The organism is Xanthomonas bonasiae (genome assembly GCF_017163705.1).
Taxonomy (GTDB): domain Bacteria; phylum Pseudomonadota; class Gammaproteobacteria; order Xanthomonadales; family Xanthomonadaceae; genus Xanthomonas_A; species Xanthomonas_A bonasiae.
The window spans coordinates 127,785-151,638 of sequence record NZ_JAFIWB010000003.1 but is presented as its reverse complement, the minus strand read 5'-3'; the positions used below and the strand labels follow the sequence as shown (position 1 = coordinate 151,638).

The 23,854-nt window shown below is 67.9% G+C and carries 27 protein-coding genes; 3 read left to right on the top strand and 24 right to left on the bottom strand.

Translation table 11 applies throughout. From position 1 onward, the window contains the following. Nucleotide 1: 1 nt before the first annotated feature. From JR064_RS05330 to JR064_RS05215, 24 genes are all read right to left on the bottom strand, one after another. A complete protein-coding gene (locus JR064_RS05330) occupies nucleotides 2-226 on the bottom strand; it encodes an acyl carrier protein (RefSeq protein ID WP_003466862.1) in 225 nt (74 codons plus the stop codon). Continuing rightward, entirely contained in the window at nucleotides 223-1,404 is a 1,182-nt protein-coding gene (locus JR064_RS05325; RefSeq protein WP_191824243.1) for a DegT/DnrJ/EryC1/StrS family aminotransferase, read from the bottom strand. Before JR064_RS05325 ends, JR064_RS05330 begins: the two co-directional genes overlap by 4 nt. A gap of 287 nt (nucleotides 1,405-1,691) precedes the next feature. Then, complete coding sequence (locus JR064_RS05320; RefSeq protein ID WP_206229038.1) at nucleotides 1,692-3,182, bottom strand: sigma-54 dependent transcriptional regulator; 1,491 nt, start codon at nucleotides 3,180-3,182, stop codon at nucleotides 1,692-1,694. Then, on the bottom strand, nucleotides 3,179-3,562 hold the full coding sequence (locus JR064_RS05315) for a response regulator (RefSeq protein ID WP_010341669.1): 384 nt from the start codon (nucleotides 3,560-3,562) through the stop codon (nucleotides 3,179-3,181). The genes JR064_RS05320 and JR064_RS05315 overlap by 4 nt, the downstream gene beginning before the upstream one ends. A gap of 13 nt (nucleotides 3,563-3,575) precedes the next feature. Next, complete coding sequence (gene rpoN, locus JR064_RS05310) at nucleotides 3,576-4,973, bottom strand: RNA polymerase factor sigma-54 (RefSeq protein WP_179564537.1); 1,398 nt, start codon at nucleotides 4,971-4,973, stop codon at nucleotides 3,576-3,578. A 270-nt stretch (nucleotides 4,974-5,243) separates the two neighbouring features. After that, nucleotides 5,244-5,876, bottom strand: coding sequence for a response regulator (locus JR064_RS05305; RefSeq protein ID WP_179564539.1), 633 nt, complete (start codon nucleotides 5,874-5,876; stop codon nucleotides 5,244-5,246). Nucleotides 5,877-5,970: 94 nt separating this feature from the next. Next, nucleotides 5,971-6,549 carry a PilZ domain-containing protein gene (locus JR064_RS05300; protein WP_179564541.1) on the bottom strand — a complete coding sequence of 193 codons (579 nt, stop codon included), beginning with the start codon at nucleotides 6,547-6,549 and terminating at the stop codon, nucleotides 5,971-5,973. Then, nucleotides 6,546-6,848, bottom strand: a complete 303-nt coding sequence (locus tag JR064_RS05295) for a hypothetical protein (protein ID WP_206229037.1) — start codon at nucleotides 6,846-6,848, stop codon at nucleotides 6,546-6,548. Before JR064_RS05295 ends, JR064_RS05300 begins: the two co-directional genes overlap by 4 nt. Further along, the gene (gene fliS, locus JR064_RS05290; RefSeq protein ID WP_179564545.1) at nucleotides 6,845-7,264 is read right to left on the bottom strand and encodes a flagellar export chaperone FliS; all 420 of its coding nucleotides are present in this window, start codon (nucleotides 7,262-7,264) and stop codon (nucleotides 6,845-6,847) included. Before fliS ends, JR064_RS05295 begins: the two co-directional genes overlap by 4 nt. 167 nt (nucleotides 7,265-7,431) lie before the next feature. Further along, the gene (fliD, locus tag JR064_RS05285) at nucleotides 7,432-8,766 is read right to left on the bottom strand and encodes a flagellar filament capping protein FliD (RefSeq protein ID WP_206229036.1); all 1,335 of its coding nucleotides are present in this window, start codon (nucleotides 8,764-8,766) and stop codon (nucleotides 7,432-7,434) included. Nucleotides 8,767-8,963: 197 nt separating this feature from the next. Further along, the gene (locus JR064_RS05280; protein WP_206229035.1) at nucleotides 8,964-10,148 is read right to left on the bottom strand and encodes a flagellin; all 1,185 of its coding nucleotides are present in this window, start codon (nucleotides 10,146-10,148) and stop codon (nucleotides 8,964-8,966) included. 67 nt (nucleotides 10,149-10,215) lie between these two features. Next, nucleotides 10,216-10,440, bottom strand: a complete 225-nt coding sequence (locus tag JR064_RS05275) for a hypothetical protein (RefSeq protein WP_191824239.1) — start codon at nucleotides 10,438-10,440, stop codon at nucleotides 10,216-10,218. Nucleotides 10,441-10,481: 41 nt separating this feature from the next. After that, entirely contained in the window at nucleotides 10,482-11,687 is a 1,206-nt protein-coding gene (gene flgL, locus JR064_RS05270; RefSeq protein WP_191824238.1) for a flagellar hook-associated protein FlgL, read from the bottom strand. Beyond that, nucleotides 11,684-13,558, bottom strand: coding sequence for a flagellar hook-associated protein FlgK (flgK, locus tag JR064_RS05265; RefSeq protein WP_191824237.1), 1,875 nt, complete (start codon nucleotides 13,556-13,558; stop codon nucleotides 11,684-11,686). Before flgK ends, flgL begins: the two co-directional genes overlap by 4 nt. Before the next feature lie 11 nt (nucleotides 13,559-13,569). Further along, nucleotides 13,570-14,799, bottom strand: coding sequence for a flagellar assembly peptidoglycan hydrolase FlgJ (gene flgJ / locus JR064_RS05260; protein WP_206229034.1), 1,230 nt, complete (start codon nucleotides 14,797-14,799; stop codon nucleotides 13,570-13,572). A 1-nt stretch (nucleotide 14,800) separates the two neighbouring features. Continuing rightward, nucleotides 14,801-15,919, bottom strand: a complete 1,119-nt coding sequence (locus JR064_RS05255) for a flagellar basal body P-ring protein FlgI (RefSeq protein WP_179564558.1) — start codon at nucleotides 15,917-15,919, stop codon at nucleotides 14,801-14,803. Nucleotides 15,920-15,927: 8 nt separating this feature from the next. Further along, on the bottom strand, nucleotides 15,928-16,629 hold the full coding sequence (flgH, locus tag JR064_RS05250; protein WP_179564560.1) for a flagellar basal body L-ring protein FlgH: 702 nt from the start codon (nucleotides 16,627-16,629) through the stop codon (nucleotides 15,928-15,930). Between the two features lie 26 nt (nucleotides 16,630-16,655). Then, on the bottom strand, nucleotides 16,656-17,441 hold the full coding sequence (gene flgG, locus JR064_RS05245; protein WP_179564562.1) for a flagellar basal-body rod protein FlgG: 786 nt from the start codon (nucleotides 17,439-17,441) through the stop codon (nucleotides 16,656-16,658). A 117-nt stretch (nucleotides 17,442-17,558) separates the two neighbouring features. After that, entirely contained in the window at nucleotides 17,559-18,314 is a 756-nt protein-coding gene (locus JR064_RS05240) for a flagellar basal body rod protein FlgF (protein ID WP_179564564.1), read from the bottom strand. Between the two features lie 149 nt (nucleotides 18,315-18,463). Beyond that, nucleotides 18,464-19,687 (bottom strand): flagellar hook protein FlgE, encoded by a 1,224-nt coding sequence (gene flgE / locus JR064_RS05235; protein ID WP_179564566.1) that lies wholly within the window; start codon nucleotides 19,685-19,687, stop codon nucleotides 18,464-18,466. A gap of 25 nt (nucleotides 19,688-19,712) precedes the next feature. Continuing rightward, nucleotides 19,713-20,384 carry a flagellar hook capping FlgD N-terminal domain-containing protein gene (locus tag JR064_RS05230; RefSeq protein WP_179564568.1) on the bottom strand — a complete coding sequence of 224 codons (672 nt, stop codon included), beginning with the start codon at nucleotides 20,382-20,384 and terminating at the stop codon, nucleotides 19,713-19,715. Between the two features lie 39 nt (nucleotides 20,385-20,423). Continuing rightward, a complete protein-coding gene (flgC, locus tag JR064_RS05225; protein WP_145708233.1) occupies nucleotides 20,424-20,831 on the bottom strand; it encodes a flagellar basal body rod protein FlgC in 408 nt (135 codons plus the stop codon). Nucleotides 20,832-20,833: 2 nt separating this feature from the next. After that, nucleotides 20,834-21,235 (bottom strand): flagellar basal body rod protein FlgB, encoded by a 402-nt coding sequence (gene flgB, locus JR064_RS05220; RefSeq protein ID WP_179564570.1) that lies wholly within the window; start codon nucleotides 21,233-21,235, stop codon nucleotides 20,834-20,836. A gap of 150 nt (nucleotides 21,236-21,385) precedes the next feature. Continuing rightward, a complete protein-coding gene (locus JR064_RS05215) occupies nucleotides 21,386-22,330 on the bottom strand; it encodes a chemotaxis protein (RefSeq protein WP_179564572.1) in 945 nt (314 codons plus the stop codon). 115 nt (nucleotides 22,331-22,445) lie between these two features. Between JR064_RS05215 and flgA the strand changes: the two genes are divergently transcribed. From flgA to JR064_RS05200, 3 genes are all read left to right on the top strand, one after another. Next, entirely contained in the window at nucleotides 22,446-23,090 is a 645-nt protein-coding gene (gene flgA / locus JR064_RS05210; RefSeq protein WP_191824284.1) for a flagellar basal body P-ring formation chaperone FlgA, read from the top strand. A 65-nt stretch (nucleotides 23,091-23,155) separates the two neighbouring features. Then, on the top strand, nucleotides 23,156-23,473 hold the full coding sequence (gene flgM / locus JR064_RS05205; protein ID WP_206229033.1) for a flagellar biosynthesis anti-sigma factor FlgM: 318 nt from the start codon (nucleotides 23,156-23,158) through the stop codon (nucleotides 23,471-23,473). Beyond that, nucleotides 23,470-23,814: a flagellar protein FlgN gene (locus JR064_RS05200; protein ID WP_179564577.1), complete on the top strand. Its 345-nt coding sequence runs from the start codon at nucleotides 23,470-23,472 to the stop codon at nucleotides 23,812-23,814. Before flgM ends, JR064_RS05200 begins: the two co-directional genes overlap by 4 nt. The last annotated feature ends 40 nt before the right edge of the window (nucleotides 23,815-23,854 follow it).

Below are 23,854 nucleotides of genomic sequence, written 5' to 3'. Positions count from 1 at the left end.
GCTACGCCTCGGTCAGCTGGTAGAGGTCGCCCACGGTGACGGCGGCGGCCAGGTGCTCGCCGGTGATGGTTTTGCCGTACTCCATGTCGAACATCACGATCACGCCGAGCGCGGCGAGCGAATCCCATTCGGGAAGCTCGCGCAGCACGGTGTCCGTCGTCACCTCGACCGGTGTCTGGAAATCGGTCGCCGACAGGAAATTCTCGATAAACGTTGCTTGGCTCATTCTTGTTCCACGGAGTGGGCGGAGGAAGGGAGGGTCGCGGCAGGGCGACCGATTTTTGCAGCGGTTGATGCGGCTGTACCGGCGCCGGCGATCAGGTCGGCGATGGTCTCCACGTCGCCGCCGCTCAGGCCGGGATAGATCGGCAGGCACAGCACCCGTTCGGACATCTGCCGGGCGACCGGCAAGCCGGCCGGCGCGGCCGAAGGCAGGCCGCGGTACATCGGGAAATCGCTGATCAGCGGATAGAAGTAGCGGCGCACCAGGATCTCATGCTCGCGCATCAGTTGATGCAGGCCGTCGCGGGTCAGCGGGAAGTCGTCCTCGATCAGGATCGGGAACGAGGCGTAGTTGGCCAGGTCCGGGGAACGCGGCGCCAGGCAACGTACGCCGGGGACCTGCGCCAGGCGTCGCCGGTAGTCGGCGTCGATCTCGCGGCGTTGCGCCAGCGCACGATCGATGTGCTGCAGTTGCAGCAGGCCGAAGGCGGCGTTCACCTCGCTCATCTTGCCGTTGATGCCGGTGGCCACCACCGTGGTCTCGTCGACGAAGCCGAAGTTCTTCAGCCGGCTGATGCGCTGGTAGGTCTTTTCGTCGGGGCAGACGATGGCGCCGCCCTCGAAGGTGTTGAACACCTTGGTGGCGTGGAAGCTGAGCACGCTGAGGTCGCCGTGGCGCAGGATCGAGCCGCCGTCGTCCCTGACCCCGAAGGCATGCGCGGCGTCGTAGATGACCTTGAGGTTGTAGGTGTCGGCGATGCGCTCGATCGCGGCGGTGTCGCACGGCGTGCCGTAGCAGTGCACCGGCATGATCGCGGTGGTCTGCGGGGTGATCGCGGCCTCGATCTTCTGCGGGTCCAGGTTCAGCGTGACCGGATCGATGTCGACGAACACCGGCTTGATCCCTTTCCACAGCAGCGAGTGCGCGGTGGCCACGAACGAGTAGGGCGTGGTGATCACCTCGCCGGTGACGCGCAGTGCCTGCAGCGCGGTGAGCAGGGCCAGCGTGCCGTTGGTCAGCAACGCCAGATGCCCGACGCCCAGGTACTCCGCCAGCGCCTTTTCCAGCGCCCGATGCATGTCGCCGCCATTGGTCAGGATGCGGCTGCTCCAGATCTTCTCCAGGTACGGCACGAACTCGTCCAGGGGAGGCAGCAGCGGACTGGTGACGGGAATGGGCATGGTGGCCTGCGTGGGTACGTGTGGAGAATCCGCGGCGCGGATCGTGGCGACGGGGTTCCTGTTCTGAAAGCAAGCCATATGCCAACAGACGTGTCCACTGCTTCCGCGTTTGCTTGCCAGAAGCGCGCGACGATCCCCATCGTTCGCGACACAGCCGCAGCGGGCCGGCCGGACGCACGTCCGGAAAGCATGCGATGCGTAGAGGGGGAGGGTACTTCAGTTTCGAACCGCGGTCGTTCCGTAGCGCAGCACGCGCGCGACGACGCGGATCTGCTCGCGACGCGCGCTCAGCCTGCCAGTTCGGTCTGGTCGCGGTCGATGCCGTACTTGCGCAGTTTCTCCACCAGCGTGGTGCGACGCAGGCCCAGCAGCTGGGCCGCATGCGCGACCACGCCCTGGGTGCGCTCCAGCGCTTCGTTGATCAGCGCCAACTCGATGTTGGCCATGTGCCCGCGCAGGTCCAGGCCGCTCTCCGGCAGCGTCGATGCGGTCTGCGCGGCCGCTTCGGACGGATCGGAGAACGCCTTGGGACCGACGTGCAGGTCGACCACATTGGGCACGCGGCGCGGATCCGGTGCGGCGATCGGTGCCGGCGGCGCCGACACGTCGATCGAGGAGGCGAAGTCGCCGCGGTAGCGCGCCGGCAGGTCCTGCACCCGCACCAGGCCGCTGGGATGCAGCACCGCCAGGCGCTCGACCAGGTTGGTCAGCTCGCGCACGTTGCCCGGCCAGTCGTAGCCGCGCAGCGCTTGCAAGGCTTCTTCGGAGAAGCGCACTTCGCCACGCCCGGTGCGCGCCAGCTGCGCGGCGATGGTGTTGACCAGCGCCGGCAGGTCGTCGCTGCGCTCGCGCAGCGCCGGCATCTCGATCGGGAACACGTTGAGCCGGTAGAACAGGTCCTCGCGGAACTGGTTGCCGGCGATGCGCTCTTCCAGGTTGCGGTGGGTGGCGGCGATCACCCGCACGTTGCAGCGGATGGTGACGTTGCCGCCGACCCGCTCGAAACTGCGTTCCTGCAGCACGCGCAGCAGCTTGACCTGCATCGGCAGGCTCATGTCGCCGATCTCGTCGAGCAGCAGGGTGCCGCCCTCGGCCATCTCGAAGCGGCCCTTGCGCGCGGACAGCGCGCCGGTGAAGGAGCCTTTCTCGTGGCCGAACAGTTCGCTTTCCAGCAGATCCGGCGGGATCGCGCCGCAGTTGATCGCCACGAACGGGCCGTCGCGGCGCGGCGACTGCTGGTGGATCGCGCGCGCGACCACTTCCTTGCCGGTCCCGGACTCGCCCAGCACCAGCACGGTGGTGTCGAACGGGGCGACCTGGTCGATCAGCCGCCGCAGCCGCACCACCGCGGCGCTGTTGCCGGTCGGGCCGCTGTCCTGCACCGCGCCGGCCTGGTGCTCGGCGTCCAGGCGCTTGAGGCTGGCGCGGCGCAGCAGGGTTTCCAGCTGCGCGTGGCGCAGCGGCGCTTCCAGCTGCCACACGTTGGCTTCGTGCAGGCCGTGGCGCTGCGCGAACGCCTGCGCCTCACCGTTGAGCAGCAGCACCGGCGGCGGCAGCGGACTGCGCGCGACCCAGCCGAAGAACGCGTCGGCCTGGGCCTGGTCGTCGAGTCCGCCGACCAGGATCGCCATCCACTCGCTCTGCCGGTGGCGGCCGGGATTGACGTCGGCCACGTCGGTCACCCAACGCGGGTTGAGGTCCATGAATTCGAGCAGGCTTACCGTGCGTTCGGCGCGGACCGCGTCGTCATCGATCACCAGGATGCGCGATTCGCTCATGCCGGTACTCCCTCTGTGCGTAAGCCCTCCAGGATCGGCATCACTTCCTGGATGTAGGACAGCTTGCTGACGAAGTTGTCGGCACCGGCGCGCATGGCGTGCTCGCGGTGCTCGGCATCGTCGAAATGGCTGGCGATCACGATGTAGGGCGCCTGGTCCTGGGTCTTGATCAGGCGCGTGGCCTGCAGGCCGCCCATTTCGGGCATGGCCAGATCCATCAGCACCACCTGCGGGCGCAGCGACTCGGAGCGTTCGATCGCCTCCAGGCCGTTGGCGGCGCTGCCGATCACTTCCATCCAGTCGAGCTTGCGGAAGTGGCGCATCGCGGCGTTGATGAAGCCTTCGTGGTCGTCGACCAGAAGCACGGACAATTTGTTCATGTGTAGTGTTTCCTTAGCCCGCGCGGGCCAGCAGCGGTTTGGCGCGACGGCGTTCGCGGGCGGGGGCGATATCCAGTTGTTCACGGTACTTGGCCACGGTGCGCCTGGCCACGTTCACGCCCTGGCGCGACAACAGGCCGGCGATCGCCTCGTCGGCCAGCGGCCGCCCCGACGGCTCGGATTCGATCAGGCGCCGCACCATCGCGCGCACCGCCTGTCCCGAGACCGCGGCGCCTTCCAGGCGCACGGCGAAGAAATGCTTCAGTTCGAAGGTACCACGCGGCGTCTGCAGGTACTTGCCGGTGGTGATGCGCGACACGGTGGACTCGTGCATGCCGATCGCGTCGGCCACTTCCTTCAGGGTCAGCGGCGCCATCGCTTCCTCGCCCTTGACCAGGAACGCGGCCTGGCGTTCGACGATGGCGCGGGTGGTGCGCAGCAGGGTCTCGTAGCGCATCGACAGGCCGCGGGTCAGCCAGCGCGCCTCCTGCAGCATTTCGCGCAACGGCGCCGCCGCCTCGCCGGCCTCGGCCAGGGCGCGCTCGTGCATCGGATTGACGCTGACGCGGTGGGTGGTGGCCGGGTTCAGCGCCACCCGCCAGGTGCCGTCGCTGTGCCAGGCGACCACGTCGGGAATCACGTGGCCCAGGTTCTCCGGCAGCAGGCTGTCGCCGGGGCGCGGCTGCAGCGACAGGATCAGCCGCACCGCCTCGCGCACGTCGTCGGCTTCGGCGTCGAGCAGGCGCGCCAGCAGCGGGTAATCGTGGCTGGCGAGCAGATTCAGGTCGCCGGCGAGGATGCGCGCGGCCAGGTGGCGGCCGGCGACGCGGCCGGGCAGGGCGGCCAGCTGCACGCTCAGGCATTCGCGCAGGTCGCAGGCGGCCAGGCCGGCGGGGTCGCCGTGCAGCAGCCGCTGGCGGATCGCTTCCACCTGCGCGGCGGAACGGTCGAAGCGCGCACAGGCGAGCAGGGTCAGGGTGTCCAGCGCGCCGTCGAGGTAGCCGGCATCGTCGCTGTGCTCCAGCCAGAACGCGGCCACTTCCAGGTCGCGCTCGTCCAGTTCCAGCGCCAGGCGCTGCAGCACGCGCAACTGCGGATCGGTGGACTCGCCGGCGGCGATGCGCTGCATGCGGTCGTCTTCGCCCTCGCTCCAGCCGGCGGCGGGAATGTCCCACATCGAGGATTCGGGCAGCTCGTCGAACGCGGCGGTTTCCAGCGTGGTGTCGTGATCGACCACCGGCTCAAGCACGCCTTCCGGCTCTTCCAGTTCCAGCAAGGGATTGGTTTCCAGCGCGCGCCGGATTTCCATTTCCAATTGCATCCCGTCCAGTTGCAGCAGCCGGATCGACTGCAGCAATTGCGGGGTCAGGTGGAGTTGCTGGCCTAGCTGGGCGGAGACGGTCGGCTTCATGCGAACTTCCTCGGTTTGGCGCCAACCCTCTGGCGCCCGTGGAATGCATAGTGCTTGCCACCTGACGGTAACAGAATCAGGGCGTTCCTGAGTGAGGTAGTCAAATTCCCGACAGCATGTGGGGAAAATCCCTACATGACCGTAGGGGGCGCCGGTCGATCGGCGCTGCAGAGTCAACGCTGGCGGGCTTCGACGGTTTCACGGCGGCAGCTGAGCGGTTAAGGCAAGCCGCATGCCAGTGCGTCGCGTCGAGAACCCGTTCCCGGCCGCTCAGGTCAATTCGTTCTGGTGGCGCGCGGCCAGCAGGACCAGATCGTTGGCGCGCCGGCAGCCCAGCGATTCCATCATCCGCGCGCGGTGGGTCTCCACGGTCTTGACGCTGATCCCCAGGTCCGAGGCGATTTCCTTGTTGCTCTGGCCGCGGCCGATCTGGCGCAGGATCTCGCGCTGCCGCGGCGACAGCGCGGCGACGCCGACCGGGCGCTCGCGGCCCAGCATCGGCGCGATCATCTTCGAGGAGATCTGCGGGCTCAGGAACACCTGGTTGAGGCTGGCCGCGCGCAGCGCCAGTTCCAGTTCCAGCGGCGCCGCGTCCTTGACCACGAAGCCGGTGGCGCCGCGGTCCAGCGCGTCGCGCACGTGTACCGGATCGTCGTGCATCGACATCATCACCACGCGGGTCTTGGGCGAGGTCTGCAGCACGTCGGTCAGCGCGTCCAGGCCGCTGCGCCCGGGCAGCGACAGGTCCATCAGCACCAGGTCTGGGCGGTGCAGGCTGGCCAGGTCCACCGCTTCCTGTGCGTTGCTGGCCTCGGCGATCACGTCGATGTCCGCGAACGTCTGCAACAGCCGGCTCAGGCCGGCGCGGACCAGGGTGTGATCGTCGACGATGATGACTCGCACAGTGGGAAGATCTCTCTACTCTAGTACCGCACCTTAGCCGAGCGCGCCGTCGCCGCCAACCTCGCGGCGCCGCGGCGGGGCGGCCAGCGGCGATTCAGCGCGCGCGCCGGCTGTCGGCGATCTGCCGCCGGTGCAGGCGGAACAGGTGCCGTTCCAGGGCCTCTTCCAGGCCGGGTGGCTGTGTCTCGAATCGTAGCCAGAGATAGAAACCGCCGCCAGCGGTGGCCTCGGCCAGCACCTGGACCGGCAGTTCGAGGTGATCGGGCAGCCAGTCCGAGGGCTGCAGGCGCAACAGGCCGGCCGCGCCCGGCAGTGCGCCCGAGCGTGATCCCAATTCCAGTCTCAGGCCTCGGCGCGACCAGCGCACGGGGCGCAGCGGCAGGCCTTCCTCGTGCTGCCGGGCCAGGCGGCCGAGCAGCACCAGCATCAGGTCGAGCTTGGCGTCCATGCGCTGCAGTTGCAGCGGCTGGTCGCTGCGCTCCTCGCCGCCGTCCTCGCTGCGCAGGTCCTCGACCTGGGCCAGGCCGCGCAGCAGGGCTTCGCCGGCGCCGAAGCGGCCGATGCCGTTGCCGAGCTTGAAGTCGGCCGGCAATGCCAGTTCGCAGCTGAGGGTGTCGTGGAACAGCTCCGTTTCGGCAGGGTGGTGCACGACGCCGTCGGACGCGCTGTTCATCTCAGCGATCCGGCCTGCGAATAGGCGCGCGCGGCATTGTTGGACAAGCGGTTGGCGCGCAGCCAGTCGCCGGCCTCGTCGCGCGCCTGCAGCATCTGCGCGATCACCGCTTGCTGCAGTTTCAGCAGCGAGCCGATGCCCTCGCGCGCGACCTCGCTGCCGGCCTGCTGCAGGTATTCGCGCAGGTGCTGGTCGTGCTCGGCGACCATGCGCTCGGCCAGCGCGTGGTCGTCGCCGTGCAGCACCTGCTGCAGCTGCTGCAGTTCGGCGTGCAGCGATTCGATGCTGACGGCGATCATAGGGTGGCGACCGCGGCGAGTTCGCGTTGCTGGACGGGAATGGCGTTCCACGCCGCATCGATCTCGCTGAGCAGTTCCAGCGACTCGACCAGCGCGCTGTCGTCGTTGTGCAGGTTGGCTTCGGTGAGCCGGTGCATCACGTAGTCGTACAGCGCCGAGAGGTTGTTGGCGATCTCGCCGCCGGCCTCGTGGTCCAGCGAGCCGTTGAGGTGGCCGACGATGGCGCAGGCTTCGCCGATCGCCTTGCCCTTGCGCGCCTGGTCGCCCTGCGCCAGGCAGGCCTGGGCCTGGCGGATGCGCTGGCACGCGCCGGCGAACAGCAGCGCCACCAGCTTGTGCGGGTCGGCATCGGTGATGCTGGTGGACACGCTCATCTTGCGGTATTGCTCGGCGTATTGGCGACTGGAACCGTGCATGGAAAACTCCCTCGGGTGGCCTGGTGCCGCGCTGCCGCGCCGGACGGCGAAGGCGCCGCGGCGGCGGTACGTGCTGCCAGTCCGGAATGACTGTCGATGCTAAAGATATCGGCAGCTATCCGCTTGTACTTGAGCATCGGCAATGACTTTTCCCGACGCCGTTGCCGCTACGACGAGAACTGCTTGGTGAGGGTGTCGCTGATCGACTGCATCTGCGCCACGATGGTGTCCATCGCGGTGAACCTGGCGGTGTACTGGGTGGTCAGCGTCTCCATCCGCTTGTCCAGGTCGCTGAGCTGGTCGGTCAGGTCGGTGATGTGCTTGTTGAGCGAGGCGGTGCGCTGGGTGATGCTGCCGTTGGTGGTATCGAGGTTGCTGTCCAGCAGCGTGGTCATGCCGGCGGTGAAGCTGCCGTCGGTGCCGAACATCGCCTTGGCCGACGACGGGTCGCTGGCGACGGCGCTGTCGAACTTGGCGCTGTCGAAGCTCATCACCCCGTCCTTGTCGATGGTCACGCCCAGCGCCTTGAGGTCGACGACGTTGTCGCTGACCTGCTTGCGCAGCGATTGCTGCAGCCCGCGCACCATCGAATCGCCGGTCAGCGCCGAGGCCTTCTTGTTGGTGGCGTCGTAGGCGCTGGAGGACTTCAGCAGGGTGTTGGCGGTGTTGTAGGCGGTCACGAACGCGGTGAGGTTCGCCTTCAGGCTGGTGCTGTCGTTGACGATGCTCAGGCTGTACTTGGTGCCTTCCGCGGCCTTGGTCAGGTTCAGGGTGACGCCGGGCACGAGGTCGGCGATCGCGTTGCTGCTGGAGGTGCGTTCGAAGCCGTCCACGCGCACCACCGCATCGGCCGCAGCCACGGTCTGGGTCAGGCCGCCGCTGCTGCCGCTGCCGTAGGTCAGCGCGGCGAGTCCGCCGTTGCCGCCGGTGCTGGTGAGGGTCAGCGCGCCCTTGGTGCCGGAATCGACTGCGTTGAGCACCAGGTGATCGCCATCGTCGGCGCTGACCACGCTGGCGGTCACGCCGCTGCCGCCGGCGGCCTTGTTGATCGCGGCGGCGACGTCGCTGAGCTTGCTGTTTTCCGCCACGGTGACGTTCAGCGTCTTGTCGCCATAGGCGATGGTCAAGGTGCCGTCGCCGACCACCGCATCGCTGGCATAGGCGGCCGAGGTCAATTTCTGCCGTTCGGCCAGCTTCACCACTTCCACGCTGTAGTTGCCGGCGGTGGCGCTCTCGGTGACGCTGGCGGTATAGCCGGCGCCGTCGGCGACGGTGGCCTTGACCGCACTCTTGTCGGCGCTCTTGGCGATCGCGTTCATCGCCGTCTGCAGGTTGGACAGCGCGCCCTTGATCGTGCTCAGCGCCGAAAGCTGGGCGCTGGACGCGGTACCGTCGGCGTTGATCCGGTTTTCCTGCGGTGCGCGCTGCGCAGCGACCAATGATTTGACGACTGCGGTGACGTCCATACCGGAGCCGACAGAAGACAGCGATGAAGTAGCCATGGGTGGGCTTCCTTACGATGGCGGGCACGGAGGCCAGCGGTAGATAGGGGTATCGGCGGCGTACAGCGGTTCTTGAGGCCGCGCGCGCGTCGCCAGTGCCCCGAGCGCGATGCAAATCCTGTGCCTGCGCCCGGCCAGACGCAAAAAAGCCCCTCCTTGCGGAGGGGCTTCGGATGACACTGGTGTCGAGCTGGCTGTTACTGCAGCAGGCTCAGCACGTTCTGCGGGACCGACTTGGCCTGCGCCAGCATCGCGGTACCGGCCTGCTGCAGGATCTGCGTGCGGGTCAGTTCGGCGGTTTCCTTGGCGTAATCGGTATCGCGGATGCGGCTACGCGAGGCCGACAGGTTCTCCGAGGTGGAGCTCAGGTTGGCGATGGTGGAGGTGAAGCGGTTCTGCACCGCACCCATGTCGGCGCGCGAGGAATTGACCGCGGTCAGCGCCTTGTCGACGATTTCCAGCGCTCGCTGCGCACCGGAGAAGGTGGAGATGTCCAGGTCCTCCAGAGTGCTGGTGGTGCCGGCGACGGCGGTGGCCGAGGTGGCGATGCCTGCGCTGCTGAAGGTGACGCCGGTGGCGCCGGTGGCCGAGCCTGCGGTGAAGGAGAAATCCTTGCCGGCCTTCAGCGATTCCAGCTTCAGTGCGCCGGTGGTGCTGTCGACCGAGGCATACACGCCGGTCTGGTCCAGCTTGTCGTTGATCGCGGCGGCGATCTTCTTGGAGATGTCAGCGCCGGTGTCGCCGACGGCGACGGCGACCGAGGCGATGCTGGCGCCGTTGACCGACATGCCGGAGAAGCTGCCGCTGGCGGTCGCGGTGCCGGAGGCCAGGGCGGCCGAACCGGTCTGGGTGGCGGCGAAGCCGGCCTTGCCCAGCGAATCGACGTTGGCGTCGACGATGCTGTTGATGCCGATGGTCTGGCCGGCATCGGCGCCGACCTGGAACAGCGCGCCGGAGAACGAGCCGTCCAGCAGCTTGGTGCCGTTGAAGCTGGTCTGGTTGGCGACGCGGTCGATTTCCGAGGTCAGCTGCTTGACTTCCGAGTTCAGCGCCTCGCGGTCGGTGGCGGAGTTGGTGGCGTTGGCCGACTGCACCGACAGCTCGCGGATACGCTGCAGGTTGTTGCCGATTTCAACCATCGAACCTTCTGCGGTCTGCGCCAGCGAGATGCCGTCGTTGGCGTTGCGCGAGGCGACGTCCAGGCCGCGGATCTGGGTGGTGAAGCGCTCGGAGATCGCCAGACCGGCGGCGTCGTCCTTGGCGCTGTTGATGCGCAGGCCCGAAGACAGACGCTGAATCGTCGTCGCCATGCTCGCGCTGGTGCTGTTGAGATTACGCTGAGCGTTCAGCGACATTACGTTGGTGTTGATTACCTGTGCCATTTTGATATCTCCTCTAAGCGATTTATCCGGCAACCCATCGGTGCCTGGAGCCTCCGCAGGGGGGCCATCAATTGGCCGTTGCCGCTGCTGAGATAAATAACGGCGCGATGTCAACAACCTTTAGCGATTCGCTGCGGAAATTATCGCGATGTGGCGAACCGGGAGCCTGTGGCACGCGCGGCGAAGAGCTTGTTTCGGCCGCGGTTTGGCAAACTTTAGCGGCCTTGGCACGAAATTTGGCGGGATCGGCAGCGATGACGAACTCGGTATAACGGCAAAGGCCCGGAGGCATCGCTGCGCTCCGGGCCTTCGCGTATGGAGTGGAATCGGGATTCAGCGGATCATGTTGAACAGCGACATCGATTGCATCTGGGTGAAGATGGTCTGCGCCGACTTGAGCGCGGCCTGTTCCAGCTGGTACTGGCCGATCGCATCGGCGTAGTCCAGGTCGCGCAGCGAGGACAGGGTGGTCTTCAGCGTCACTTCGTTGGATTCGCGCAGCTCGGCGGCGCTGTCGAGCGCGGCCAGCTGCGCGCCGCCGGCGGCGCGCGCATCGATCATCTTCGCCGAGGCCTGGCTGATGTCGCGCATCGACGACTGCAGGGTGTTCTGCAACGCGGCCTTGTCGGTCGCGGTGATCGGGTCGGTGTTCAGCGCATTGACCAGATTGGTGATGGTTGAGAACACGTCCTTGGTGGTGGAGGCGCCGATCTGGAAGCTGTCGCCGACCGCCGGCGCGCCGTCCAGGCGCATCTTCAGGCCACCGAAGCTGAGCGTCTCGCCGGCGGCGTAGGTGCCGGTGGTGACCACGGTGCCGGTACTGTCGCGTACTTCATAGGTGTCGGTGGCGGTGAAGGCGACGCTGTAGCTGCCGCCGTTCCAGCCGCCGGCGCCGGAGTCGCGGCTGTAGTCCAGCAGCAGGCCGGTGCCGGTGTTGGTGCTGGCCGCGTGCGCATCGACAGTGCCGTCGCCGGTGCGGATGCGCATGAAGATCTCGCTGCCGGGCAGGGCGTCGGCGACCTGGGTGTCGGCCGCCACCTCCACGCTGCGCTGGGTCTGGTCGCCGCTGTAGACCACGCTGCCGTTGACCACCGCGAACGGCGCCTTGTCGTCGGCGGCGCCGGCGAACAGGTAGCGGCCGCTGCCGTCGGTGCTGTTGGACAGGCTGAGCAGGCTATCGTGCAGCGATTTGAGTTCGGAGGCGATCGCCTTGCGGTTGTCGGTGGTCAACGCCGAGCTGTTCGCTTCCACGGTCAATTCGTTGACCCGGGCCATCAGGTCGCCGGCCTGCGACAGCGCGTTCTCCTGCAGGCCCAGGCGGTTCTGCACGTTGTTGGCGTTCTGGCCGAAACGCTCCAGTTCGGCCACCGCGCGGTCCAGGTTGACCGCGGTGCCGGACGCAACCGGATCGTCGGCGGCGGTGACCAGGCGCTGGCCGGTCGCCAGCTGCTGTTCCAGATGCGAGATCTTGGCCTGCTTGCCCAGCATGTTGTTGACCGACTGGCTGAACATCATGCCGGTGGAGATACGGTTGCTCATCGGATCGCACCCAGAATGGACTGGAACATCGTGTCGGCGGTGGAGATCAACTGCGAGGCGGCCTGGTAGGCCTGCTGCAGGCGCAACATGTCCGAGGCTTCCTCGTCCAGGTTGACGCCGGAAACCGAGTCGCGCGCGTCCTGCGCGCTGGTGTGGATCACTTCCTGCGCGTCGGCCGCGTAGGTCGCCTGCCTCGCCGCCGAGCCGATCGTGGTGGTGAGTCCGGACACCGCGCCATTGAGGGTGATGGTGCCGCCGTTGAACGCCTTGCTGTCGTCCAGGTTGGACAGGGTCAGCGCGTTGCCGTTGTTGCTGGAGCCGGCGCCGGTGGGTTTGACCGCGAAGGTGTCGCCGGCGACCGGTGCGCCGTCCAGGGTCATGCTCCAGCCGTTGGCGCTGATGGTCTGCCCGGCGGTGTAGGCGAACGGACCGGCGCCGTCGATGGTGTACTGGTTGGCGTCGATGAAGGCGATGCTGGAGGGCGTCAGCAGATTGGCGTTGCTGGCGTCGGTGGCGCGCACGTTGCTGACCTTGCCGGTGCCCAGGTTGTCCAGGTCGGCGCTGCCGGTGACCGGCGTGGCCGCGGCGATGCGCGACGGATCAGTGATCGCCACCGCCAGGCCGGTGACCGCGTTGGCGGTGGGTTGCAGCAGGAACTTGTCGCCGGCGGCGGCGCTGCCGGACACCTGCAGGGTCACCCCGTTGACCACGAACGGATCGGCGCTGCTGCCGGTGCCGGTCATGGCCACGCTGGCGCCGGTGTCGGCGCGGCTGGCGGTCCAGGTGCTGCCGTCGAACTTCAGCAGCAGGTTCTGCCCGTCGAGCTTGCTCAGGTCGCTGACGCTGGCGCTGAAGCTGGCAGTGCCGGTGTTGGCGGCGTTGGCGTTGACGCTGGGCGCGGACAGCGAGAAGAAGTCGCTGCCCAGGTTGCCGTACAGGTCCACGCCGGCCTTGTGCTGCTGGTTGTAGGTGACCGCCAGGCCGGTGGCGATGCGCCCCAGTTCGGCCTTGGTCGGATCCAGCACGCTGCTGCGGAACTCGAGCAGGCCGCCGATCTGCCCGCCCAGCGAGCTGTCGCTCAGGGTGATGGTGGTGCCTTGCGCCTTCAGCGCGACCTGCAGGCGCCCAGGCTGATAGGGATCGGTGACCGTGGTCAGGGTGGAGGCAGTGGTGCCGACCACCAGCGCCTGGCCGCCGGAGGTATAGACGTTGATCGCACCGCCGTCCTGCTGCACCGCGCTGCCGCCGGTGTAGCCGACCAGCTGGGTGATCAGCGCATCGCGCCGGTCGAGCAGGTCCGGCGCGGCCGAGCTGGCGTCGCCGCCGATCTGGCCGTTGATCTTGGCGATCTCGGTGGCCAGGCGGTTGGCTTCCGTGGTGGCCGAGAGCAGGCCGTTGTTGACCTCGTTGCCGAGCGAATCCATCTGCCCGTTGAGCTGCTTGAAGCGGGTCACCAGCGAGTTGGCGTTGTCCAGCACGTTCTGCCGGCTGGCGGTGGCCGAGGCGTTGGAGGACAGCCCGGTGGTGGCGTCGAAGAAGTTCGACCACTGCCCGGAAATGTTGGTGGCCTTGTCGGAGAACAGCCCGTCGACGCGGTCGGACAGGCTCGACAGCTGTTTCAGCCGCGCCAGTTCGCCGCTGCTGTCCAGCAGCCGCGAGGTCGCCAGCTGGTCGGCGACGCGGGAGATGTCGGTGATCTTGGTGCCATTGCCGATGTAGTCCGAGCCGTACTGGGTCGGCGTGGTGGTCGCGAACGACACGCGCTGCCGGCTGTAGCCGTCGGTGTTGATGTTGGCGACGTTGTGGCTCACGGTCGCCAGGGCGCGCTGGAAGGCGATGAGGGCGCTGGTGCCGGTGGACAGGACGGACATGGACGGCTACCTCAGCGCAGGACGCTGTTGGACGGATCGGAGGTGCTGGCGAACGCGCGTTCGATGCCGCTGGCGGCGGCGTTGCCGATCGCGGCGACGGCGCGGCCGATGGTCGGGCCGCCGGCGATCGCGGCGATCTTGGCGGCGTAGGACGGATCGGTGGCATAGCCGGCACGCTGCAGGCCCTGGGCGAAGCCGCGGATGTCGGTGCCGGCATTGAGCGCCTGCTGGTAGCGCGGATTGGTCTTCAGCAGGCGCACGTAGTCGGCGAAGCTCTCGGCCGGCGAGGCGTAGGCGCGGAAATCGGCGGTCTGCGATTGCTTGACCCCACCGACGTATTCGTGGGTGCCGGTGGTGACGCGCTCGCCGCTCCAGCCGGTGGCCTTGATCCCGAACAGGTTGTTGGAACTGGCGCCGTCGCCGCGGGAAATGCCGCGGCGTCCCCAGCCGGTCTCCAGCGCGGCCTGCGCGACCAGCGCCCGCGCATCCACGCCCAGTTCCTTGGCCGCCTTCTGCGCATGGGTCCAGATCTGCGCGACGAAGCCTTCCGGGGTGCGCTCGCCGAGGCTGGCCGCGGCGGCCTTGGCGGCGGCGGTAGCGCTGGCATCGATGCCGATGCTGTCGTCCGCCGCCGTCGTCGCCAGATCCGACCAGCGGTCGTCCGCCCCGGTCCAGGCCAGGCTGGCGCTGCCGTCGGCAGGATTGCTGCCGATCGCTTCGTGCATGGCGCTGGTCTCGCGGCCGGCGATCAGGTCGAGCACGCGCGCGACCTGCTGCTGCGGCGCGTCGGCGGCGTCCAGGCCGCCCCAGGCAGCGGCACCGGCACCTGCGGCTGCGCCGGTATCGGCAAGCGCGGAGGCACCGGCGCCGGCGCTGTTGCCGGCGCTGCCGCCGCCCTGGCCGGACACCAGCGAATACGCCTTGGCCGCCTGCGCGGCACCGATCGAGGTGTTGATGGCCGGCGCGTCGGCGCTTTTGCCGCCGCCCAGTTGCTTGGCGATCATCGCCGCCAGTCCCAGCCCCTTGCCCTCGGTCAGCGCCTTGGCCATCTGCTGGTCGTACATGTCGCGGAAGGTCTGGTTCTCGCCCGGGAACAGGGAATCGCCGAAGCTGGCGTCGCGCATGCTCTTGACGAGCAGGTTCGCGAACTGTCCTTCCAACTGGCGCGACACCTTGTCGATCCGGGCAGGATCGTTCTGGGTGGTCGCGTTCAGTTCGATGGGAGAGGCCGAGATGCGCATGTCAGATCACCTCCAGCTCCGCGCTCAGCGCGCCGGCCTGCTTCAGTGCTTCCAGGATCGCGATCAGGTCGCCCGGCGCGGCGCCGACTTCGTTGACCGCGCGCACGATCTGGTCCAGCGAGGTGCCGCCCTCGAACTTGAACATGCGGCTGCCTTCGTTGGTGGCGGTGATGGTCGATTTCGGCGTGGCCACGGTCTGGCCGTTGCTCAGCGCGTTGGGCTGGCTGACCTGGGTGCCTTCGCTGATGGTGACGGTCAGCGAGCCGTGCGAGATCGCCGCCGGGCTGACCCGCACCTGCGCGCCGATGACCACGGTGCCGGTGCGGGCGTTGACCACCACCTTGGCCGGCGCCGCGCCCGGCGACAGTTCCACGTTCTCGATCCGCGCCAGCAGGCCGATGCGCGCGCTCGGGTCGGTGGGCGAGCGCACCGCGACGGTGCCGCCGTCGACCGCGTGGGCACTGCCGGGGCCGAAGGTGTTCTCCAGCGCCGCGACCATCCGCGACACCGTGGTGAAATCGTTCTGGTGCAGGTTCAGGGTGATCTCGCCGCTGCTGCCGAACACGTCCGGCAACGCGCGCTCCACCGTGGCGCCGTTGGGAATGCGGCCGACGCTGGGCACGTTCACCGAGATCCGCGAGCCGTCCTTGCCCTGCGCGCCGAAGCCGCCGACGATCAGGCTGCCCTGGGCGATCGCGTAGACCTGGCCGTCGGCGCCCTTCAGCGGCGCCATCAGCAGCGAACCGCCGCGCAGCGACACCGCGTTGCCGATCGAGGACACGGTGATGTCGATCGGCTGGCCGGGCTTGGCGAACGGCGGCAGTTCGGCGTGGATCGCCACCGCGGCCACGTTCTTCAGCTGCGGATTGACGTTCGACGGAACGTTGACGCCCAACTCGCCGAGCATGTTCTTCAGGCTCTGCACGGTGAAGGGCGCCTGGCTGGTGCGGTCGCCGCTGCCGTCCAGGCCGACCACCAGGCCGTAGCCGACCAGCGCGTTGCCGCGCACGCCGCCGACCTGGGCCAGGTCCTTGATGCGTTCGGCGGCGGCCGGGGCGGCCAGGCCGGCGCACAGCGCGAACGCGGCGAGCAGGCGGCAGGACAGGGACAGAAGGTTCATGGCAGGCCTCAGTACGGCGAGATGCGCGAGTTGAAGAAGCGGCTCAGCCAGCCCATCGCGTTGGATTGGGCGACGGCGCCGCGGCCGCCGTAGGCGATGCGCGCGTCGGCGACCTTGCTGGACGGAATGGTGTTGTCCGCACCGATGTCGGCGGCGCGGACGATGCCTTGCACCTGCACCAGTTCGTCGCCCTGGTTCAGGCGCAGGTTCTTCTGTCCCTGGATCACCAGGTTGCCGTTGGGCAGGCGCTGCACCACGGTCACGGTGATGCTGCCCTGCATGGTGTTGCTCTGTGCGGTGTTGCCCTTGCCGGCGAAGCTGCGGTCGCCGCTGGTGCTGTTTTCGAGCACGTTGATGCCGTTGACCGTCAGCGGCGCGCCGAGCAGGGTCGGCGTGGCCATGGTCACCGCGTCCTTCTTGGTGATGCTGGTGTTGGCGGTGGAGCTGGCGTTGGTGCTTTCGACCAGGGTGATGGTCAGCAGGTCGCCGACGTCGCGCGCGCGCCGATCCGAATACAGCGACAGACTCGGGCCGGCGGCGTAGATCGCGCCGGCGCTGGGCTGCGCGGGCTGCGCCACCACCGGCACGATCGGCGCCATCGGCGCATACGGGCGCACGTCGCCGGCGGCGATGCCCAGCCCGGCGCAGCCGCCGAGCAGCGCGGGCAGGACCAGCGCAGCGATGAGAGAGAAGGAGGACGGACGCGACATGGCGGTTTCCAGAAGAAGTGTCGGGATCAGACGTTGTTGTTCAGATAGCCGAGCATCGAATCGGTGGTGGAGATCGCCTTGGCGTTCATCTCGTAGGCGCGCTGGGTCTCGATCATGCTGACCAGCTCCTCGACCACGTTGACGTTGCTGCCTTCCAGCGAGGCCTGCACGGTGGTGCCGAGGCCATTGAGGCCGGGCGTACCGTTCTGCGCCGGACCGGAGGCGGCGGTTTCCGCGTACAGGTTCTCGCCCTTGGCCTGCAGGCCCGAGGGGTTGATGAAGTCGCTCAGCGTCAACGAACCGATCTCCAGCGCCGCGGCGGTGCCGGCGACCTGCACGCTGACCGTGCCGTCGGTGCCGATGGTCAGCGACTGCGCGCCTTCCGGGACCTGGATGCCGGGCTGGATCGCATAGCCGCTGTTGGTGACCAGCTCGCCCTGCGAGTTGATCTGGAAGCTGCCGTCGCGGGTGTAGGCCGAGGTGCCGTCGGGCATCTGCACTTCGAAGAAGCCGCGGCCGTTGACCATCACGTCCAGCGCGCGTCCGGTCTGCTGCGGATTGCCCTGTTCGAAATCCTTCGAGGTGGACACCACGCGCACGCCGGTGCCCAGCTGCAGGCCCGAGGGCAACTGCGTCTGCGCCGAGGTCGCGCCACCAGGCTGACGCACCTGTTGGTACAGCAGGTCCTCGAAGCTGGCGCGATCGCGCTTGAAGCCGGTGGTGTTGGTGTTGGCCAGGTTGTTGGACACGACCGACATGCGCGTCTGCTGCGCATCCAGTCCGGTCTTGGCGACCCACAAAGCCTGATTCATGACCCGATTCCTCTGATGGTGGCCCCGAGATCCGCGAGGGGCAGGGGGACTGATGCATGTGCCGTGCCACAAATGCGCCGGCTTTTCGTCGGCAGCGGCGTGGCGCCCGTGGCGGGCTTAGCCGTTCAGGCGCAGCATGGTGTTGGCCGACTGCGCGTTCTCGTCGCCGTGCTTGATCACCTTCACCTGCATCTCGAACTGGCGCTGCAGCTGGATCATCTGCACCAGCGCGCCGGCGGCATCGACGTTGCTGCCTTCCAGCGCACCGGTATGCACGGCGGTGCCGGTGGCCAGGGCGAAGGCCTGGGTCGGATCGTCGCTGATGTTGCGCATCAGCCCGTCGGGGCGGCGTTCCAGGCGTTCGGCCGGCGCCTGCACCACCTTCATCTTGCCGACCACGGTCATCGCCTGCGGGCCTTCGCCCAGCGGCACGATCGACACCGAGCCGTCGCCGCCGATCTCCAGCGACTGGTGCGGCGGGATCGCCATCGGATTGCCCTGGTCGTCGAGCACCGCGCGGCCGCTGGAGGTGACCAGCTGGCCGTTCGGGGTCAACGCCAGCTCGCCGCCGCGCGTGTACGCCTCCTTGCCGTCGCTGGCCTGGACCGCCAGCCAGTTGTCGGCGCTGAGCGAGACGTCCAGCGCATTGCCGGTCACCTGCTGCGCGCCGACATCGCGATTGAAGCCCTGGTCGATGTGCAGCGCATCGATCCGCGACGGATAGCCGGCGCCCTTGATGCGGTACGCCTCGGTATTGGCCAATGCCGCCTTGAAGCCGGCGGTATCGACGTTGGCCAGATTGTGCGACACCGTGCCCTGCGCCTGCAGCGAAGCGCGGGCGCCGGTCATGGCGACGTAGAGTGCTTTGTCCATGGGTGTGAGCCGTGATTCGGGATGGGGGGATTCGGGATTCGAAGAAGCGGGGGTGCCGCAAACGATCAGGGGTGGCGTGCAAGGCTGGCTTCCGATCGACGGAATGCCAGCCGTGACGAATCACCAATCCCGAATCACCAATCCCGGCCTTAACGGATATTGATGATGGTCTGCGTGACCTGGTCCTGGGTCGAGATCATCTGCGAGTTGGCCTGGAAGTTGCGCTGCGCGACGATCATGTTGACCAGCTGTTCGGTGAGGTCGACGGTGGAGGCTTCGAGCGCGCCGGACTGGACGCTGCCGAAATCCGAGGTCCCCGGCGCGCCGGTGCGCGCGTTGCCCGAGGCCGAGCTTTCCGCCCACACGTTGTCGCCGAGCGAGCTCAGCCCCTGCGGATTGACGAAGTTGGTCATCGCCACCTGGCCCAGCGCCTTGTCGGCGTTGTTGGAGTAGCGCGCGTAGACCACGCCGCTGGCGTCGATGCTGATCGAGTTGAGCTTGCCGCTGGCGTAACCGTCCTGGCGCGCGTCGCGCAAGGCGAACGCCTCGCCGTACTGGGTCGAGCCGCTGATGTCCAGGGTCAGGTTGAGGGTGCCGGCGCCGGTGCTGGGGGTGAAGGTGCTCAGCGCGATCCTGCCGTCGGCGGGCGTGGTGAGCTTGCCGTTGCCGTCGAACTGGATCGTGCTCGGCGTGCCGACCGCGGTGCCGTCGACGTAGTTGTGCACCTGCCATTCGTTGGCGTTGGCGGTCTTGACGAAATACGAAGTCTGGGTGTGGCTGACGCCCAGCGAATCGTAGACGGTGATGCCGCCGGTGGAATGGTTGTAGCTGTTGGCGTCGGCCGGATCGAAGGTGGTCACCGTCGGCACGCTGGCGTTGCCGGGCAGGGTGAACATCAGGTTCACCGTTTCGCTCTGCTTGGGCGAGCTGTCGGTGGTCAGCAACTGCAGGTCGCTCAGCGTGCCGACCGCGAAGCCGTTGCCGTTGGCCGCCGGCGGGAACACCTGCAGCCTGGCGCCCTGCGGGTTGACCACGTAGCCGTTCTCGTCGGTCTGGAAGTTGCCGGCGCGCGAATAGACCTTGGCGCCGTTGTTGGTCAGGGTGAAGAAGCCGTCGCCGGAGATCGCCAGGTCCAGGTTGCGCCCGGTCGGGTCGACGTTGCCCTGCGAGAACTGCTGGGCGACGTTGCTGACCCGCACGCCGGCGCCGATCGCGTTGCGCGCCAGGCCGTAGCCGGTGGCGGAGAACAGGTCGGCGAACTCGGCGCGCGACTCCTTGAAGCCGGTGGTGTTGACGTTGGCGATGTTGTTGGCGGTGACGTTGAGGTCGGAGTTGGCCGCTTTGATACCGGACAGCGAAGTATTGAAACCCATGATGGACTCCTGTGGATTGGCCGGCTCAGCTGACGCGGAGCACGTTGGCGAGCGGGGCGGTGCCCAGCCCGGTCAGGTCGAGGTAGATGCCGTCCGAGCCGATGGTGGCGCTCTCGACCGGGGCCTGGACGTAGGTGGACAGCGCGGTGTTGGTGCCCTTGCTGTCGGTATGCGTGGCGGTGACGCCATAGGCGCCGGCCGGCATGCGCTCGCCGGCGGTGTTGGTGCCGTCCCAACTGAAATTGACTTCGCCGGCCTTGCTGGCGGTGACGCTGATCTGCTTGACCGCGTTGCCGTTGGCATCGGTGACGGTGAGGTTGACGATGCCTGCGCTGGGCGCGGCGATCACGCCGGTGGTGCCGCCGTCGCTGCCCAGCGGCATCGTCGCCGACGGCACCAGCACTTTGTGCCCGACCAGCTGCGCGCCGCGCAGGATCTGGTCGGTGCTCATCGAATCGGATAGCGCGGTCACGGTCTTGTTGAGGTCGCCGATGCCCTGCACGGTGGACAGCTGCGCCATCTGCGAGACCATCTGGCTGTTGTCCATCGGCTTGAGCGGGTCCTGGTGCTGCAATTGCTCGGTCATCAGCTTCAGAAAGTCGGCCTGGTCCAGCGACGAGGACTTGTTGGACGTGCTGGTGGTGCTGGAGGCGGTCAATCCGAGGCTGGAATAGATGTCGCTGGAAACGGTGCTCATCAGTACGTCCTAGGCCGTTAGGCGGCGGGAGGGGAGGGCTCAGCGGCCCATGGACAAGGTGGCCAACGCCAGTTCCTTGGCGGTGTTGAGGACTTCCACGCCTGCCTGGTAATTGCGCGAGGCGGAGATCAGGTTGACCATCTGCGACACCGGGTCCACGTCCGGCGAGTAGATGTAGCCGTCGGCGTCGGCGAGCGGATGGCCGGGCTCGTAGCGCTTGATCGGCGGATCCTTGCTCTGGGTGATTTCCTTGACGTTGACCGCGGTCAGGCTGCTGTCGTGCGGGTTGCGCACCGCCTGGAAGATCGGCTCGATCGGCTTGTAGGCCGCTTCGGCCGACCCGGCCACCGAATCGGCGTTGGCCAGGTTGCTGGCGATGGTGCTCAGGCGCACCGACTGCGCTTGCAGCGCGGAGCCGGCGACGTCGAAAATCGGCAGATTGCTCATGCTTATTGGCCTGTGATCGCGGTGAGCATGCTGCGCACCTTGGATTCGACGAAGCTCAGCGAGGCGCGGTATTCCAGCGCGGCGCGGCCGTAGGCGGCGCGTTCGGTGTCCGCATCGACGGTATTGCCGTCGAGGCTGGGCTGGTTGGCCTCGCGGGTGACCTGGAACGGATTCAGCCCGGTGCTGCCGCCGACCGCGATGTGGCGGCTGTCGGTGACCTGCATCTGGCTGCCGTCGCGCTGGCCCTGCGCGGCGCGCATCGCCGCGTCGAAATCCAGGTCCTGCGCCTTGTAGCCGGGCGTGTCGACATTGCTGAGGTTGCTGGCGATCAGCTTCATCCGTTGCTCGCGCAGCGGCAGGGCGTCGCCGTGGACACCTAGGTAGGATGAAATCAGATTGGGCATGGCGCGCTCCCGCGGTTCGTTGCAGGAGTACAGGCAAGGTCTGTGCCAGAACCGGGGTGCGCGCGCCGTGCGGCGCGGGGGAACGGCCTTCGCCATTGCGGCGGAAGGCGTGCTGCTGGGCGCCCGGCGTCGCGCCGGGGCCGCGAAACGCTAGGCGGCCTGGGCCTCGGCGACCACCCGCAGCCGCGCCAGCACGTAATCGGCCAGTTCGTGCGGGCTGTACTTGGCGACGAAGGCGTTGGCGCCGACGCGCTCGACCATGGCGTTGTTGAACACCCCCGACAGCGAGGTGTGCAGCAGCACGTACAGGCCGGCCAGGCCGGGGTGGCGCCGGATTTCCGTCGTCAGCGTATAGCCGTCCATCGCCGGCATCTCGATGTCGGAGATCACCATGGCGTAGCGGTCGGCCGGATTCTCGCCGCCGGCGTGGATCTGCAGGAGGTGGTCCAGGGCCTGGCGGCCGTCGGACAGCAGGGTGGCGCCGACCCCGAGCTGGTCGAGCACGCTGCGGATCTGTTGCCGCGCCACGCGTGAGTCGTCCACCACCAGCACCTGCAGCTGCGAGCCGGTGAGCGCCAGCGACGGGTCGATCAGCGCCTCGGTGCGGTTCTGGGCGATGTCGGCCAGCACGCTTTCCACGTCGATGACCTGGATCAGCTCGCCCTGGAAGCGGGTCACCGCGGTCAGGTAGCTGGATTCGGCGCCCAGTTCCGGCGGCGGATGGATGTCCTCCACCGCGATGTTGACGATGCGCTCCACGCCGCTGACCAGGAAGCCCTGCACCGAGCGGTTGAACTCGGTGACCACCAGGTAGCCGGGCGCCTTGTCGGCCTGCGTCTCGCGTTCCGGATGGCCGATCGCCAGGCCCAGATCGAGCACCGGCACCGAACGGCCGCGCACATCGGCGACCCCGGAGAATTGCAGTGGCAGCCCCGGCACCTGGAACAGCTCCGGCCGGCGCAGCACTTCCTGCACCTTGAAGACGTTCACGCCAAAAAGCTGACGGCCGCCCAGCCGGAACAGCAGCAGGGCAAGCCGATTGTGGCCCGCCAAGCGGGTGCGCTGGTCGATTCGGTTGAGCAGGTCATGAGACATGGGGTTCATATCGGCGCCTTCGCGGCGGAACTTGAGGCCGGGCTGTCGGCGAGGGGCGCGAATTGCGGCACGCGCTTTGCATGGGACTGGCGACACCTTCATAAGAGAGACGGCCATGCGCCTGATCCTGTTAGTGGTCCTGCTGGCGGCGATGCCGGCCTGGGCCGCGGAATTCCAATCGGTGGATTCGATCCGCGCCGCGGCGCTGTCCACCCTTGGCGCCGATGCCGAAGCCGAGGCGACGCTGGACCCGTCGGTGCGCGTGCCGCTGTGCCCGGTGTCGCTGCAGGCGCAGCCGACCGGGACCACGACAGTGGAAGTGAGTTGTCCGCGCGAGGCCGGCTGGCGCCTGTTCGTGCCGGTCAAGGTGCGGCGCCTGCAGAACGTGCTGGTGCTGGGCCGCGGCCTGGCCGCTGGAGAAACCGTCGGTGCCGCTGATATGGTCGTCGAAAGGCGCGACGCGGCGCGGATCGTCGGTGCGGCAATGACCGATCCGGCCGCGGCGATCGGCAGGGTGGTGCGGCGCACCCTGCCGGCCGGCACCTTGCTGTCGGCCAGCGATCTGGTCGCGCAGCGGCTGGTGCGGCGCGGCGACAATGTGGCGCTGGTGGCGCGCAACGGGGCGCTGGAAGTGCGCATGGCGGGGCGCGCGCTCAGCGACGGCGGCGAGAACGAGCGGGTGACCGTCGAAAACCTGTCGTCTCGCCGCGTCGTTCAGGGAACCGTGTCACAAAATGGCGACGTTTTTGTGACGCGTTGAGATCTGGCCTAAAGTTCGTCGGTGTAGGGCCGTTACCTACACCGAACCCGTAGCAGGATTTCGTCATGAGCCAGAAAATTGAAGGGAATTCGCCGACCCAGGCCACCCTTCGCACGTCGACCGTCAACACCAAGGCCGCCTCCGGCGCGTCCGAGGACGGCAAGACGAATGCGGTGGGCGCCACGGCCGCGACCGACAGTCTGCGCCTGACCGGCGAAGCGTCCGGGCTGCAAAGCCTGCAGCGCGAGCTGGCGGCGGCGCCGGCGGTGGACAGCAACCGCGTCGAGTCGGTGCGCGGCGCGCTGCAGAGCGGCAGCTACCAGATCAACCCCGACGTGATCGCCAACCGCATGCTGCAGATGGACCAGCAGCTCAGCGCATGAACACGACCGTGACCAACCCCTTGCAGCAGCTCAGCGACGCACTCGCCGGCGAACGGCAGGCGTTGTTGGATCACAACGTGGAAGGCCTGATGCAGGCGACCGGCGACAAGCTGGCCGCGCTGCGGGCGCTGGAGGCCAACGTGCCGGCCGGTGCCGAGGCCGAATCGCTGCTGCGCCAGCTGGCCGACGCCAACCGCGCCAACGGCGCGTTGCTGTCGCGGCGGCGGCGCGAGGTCAACTGGGCGCTGCGGCATCTGGGGCGCAGCGAGAGCGCCTCGTCCTACGATGCCAATGGCCAGTCCAGCACCTTGCGGATGAGCCGCCCGCTGGCGATCGCCTGAGAAACGCCAGGCGCGTCACCGCGTGCCGGCCATGTGCCGG

Bases quoted from the DNA above. Each gene is read 5' to 3' on its own strand.
- JR064_RS05315 (WP_010341669.1), bottom strand. From the start codon at position 3,562: ATGAACAAATTGTCCGTGCTTCTGGTCGACGACCACGAAGGCTTCATC.
- JR064_RS05300 (WP_179564541.1), bottom strand. From the start codon at position 6,549: ATGAACAGCGCGTCCGACGGCGTCGTGCACCACCCTGCCGAAACGGAG.
- flgE (WP_179564566.1), bottom strand. From the start codon at position 19,687: ATGGGTTTCAATACTTCGCTGTCCGGTATCAAAGCGGCCAACTCCGAC.
- flgL (WP_191824238.1), bottom strand. From the start codon at position 11,687: ATGAGCAACCGTATCTCCACCGGCATGATGTTCAGCCAGTCGGTCAAC.
- flgK (WP_191824237.1), bottom strand. From the start codon at position 13,558: ATGTCCGTCCTGTCCACCGGCACCAGCGCCCTCATCGCCTTCCAGCGC.
- flgJ (WP_206229034.1), bottom strand. From the start codon at position 14,799: ATGCGCATCTCGGCCTCTCCCATCGAACTGAACGCGACCACCCAGAAC.
- JR064_RS05325 (WP_191824243.1), bottom strand. From the start codon at position 1,404: ATGCCCATTCCCGTCACCAGTCCGCTGCTGCCTCCCCTGGACGAGTTC.
- JR064_RS05200 (WP_179564577.1), top strand. From the start codon at position 23,470: ATGAACACGACCGTGACCAACCCCTTGCAGCAGCTCAGCGACGCACTC.
- fliS (WP_179564545.1), bottom strand. From the start codon at position 7,264: ATGCACGGTTCCAGTCGCCAATACGCCGAGCAATACCGCAAGATGAGC.
- flgB (WP_179564570.1), bottom strand. From the start codon at position 21,235: ATGCCCAATCTGATTTCATCCTACCTAGGTGTCCACGGCGACGCCCTG.
- JR064_RS05280 (WP_206229035.1), bottom strand. From the start codon at position 10,148: ATGGCACAGGTAATCAACACCAACGTAATGTCGCTGAACGCTCAGCGT.
- flgC (WP_145708233.1), bottom strand. From the start codon at position 20,831: ATGAGCAATCTGCCGATTTTCGACGTCGCCGGCTCCGCGCTGCAAGCG.
- flgA (WP_191824284.1), top strand. From the start codon at position 22,446: ATGCGCCTGATCCTGTTAGTGGTCCTGCTGGCGGCGATGCCGGCCTGG.
- JR064_RS05255 (WP_179564558.1), bottom strand. From the start codon at position 15,919: ATGAACCTTCTGTCCCTGTCCTGCCGCCTGCTCGCCGCGTTCGCGCTG.
- JR064_RS05230 (WP_179564568.1), bottom strand. From the start codon at position 20,384: ATGAGCACCGTTTCCAGCGACATCTATTCCAGCCTCGGATTGACCGCC.
- JR064_RS05275 (WP_191824239.1), bottom strand. From the start codon at position 10,440: ATGCCTCCGGGCCTTTGCCGTTATACCGAGTTCGTCATCGCTGCCGAT.
- fliD (WP_206229036.1), bottom strand. From the start codon at position 8,766: ATGGCTACTTCATCGCTGTCTTCTGTCGGCTCCGGTATGGACGTCACC.
- flgH (WP_179564560.1), bottom strand. From the start codon at position 16,629: ATGTCGCGTCCGTCCTCCTTCTCTCTCATCGCTGCGCTGGTCCTGCCC.
- flgG (WP_179564562.1), bottom strand. From the start codon at position 17,441: ATGAATCAGGCTTTGTGGGTCGCCAAGACCGGACTGGATGCGCAGCAG.
- JR064_RS05320 (WP_206229038.1), bottom strand. From the start codon at position 3,182: ATGAGCGAATCGCGCATCCTGGTGATCGATGACGACGCGGTCCGCGCC.
- JR064_RS05295 (WP_206229037.1), bottom strand. From the start codon at position 6,848: ATGATCGCCGTCAGCATCGAATCGCTGCACGCCGAACTGCAGCAGCTG.
- flgM (WP_206229033.1), top strand. From the start codon at position 23,156: ATGAGCCAGAAAATTGAAGGGAATTCGCCGACCCAGGCCACCCTTCGC.
- JR064_RS05330 (WP_003466862.1), bottom strand. From the start codon at position 226: ATGAGCCAAGCAACGTTTATCGAGAATTTCCTGTCGGCGACCGATTTC.
- JR064_RS05215 (WP_179564572.1), bottom strand. From the start codon at position 22,330: ATGTCTCATGACCTGCTCAACCGAATCGACCAGCGCACCCGCTTGGCG.
- JR064_RS05240 (WP_179564564.1), bottom strand. From the start codon at position 18,314: ATGGACAAAGCACTCTACGTCGCCATGACCGGCGCCCGCGCTTCGCTG.
- rpoN (WP_179564537.1), bottom strand. From the start codon at position 4,973: ATGAAGCCGACCGTCTCCGCCCAGCTAGGCCAGCAACTCCACCTGACC.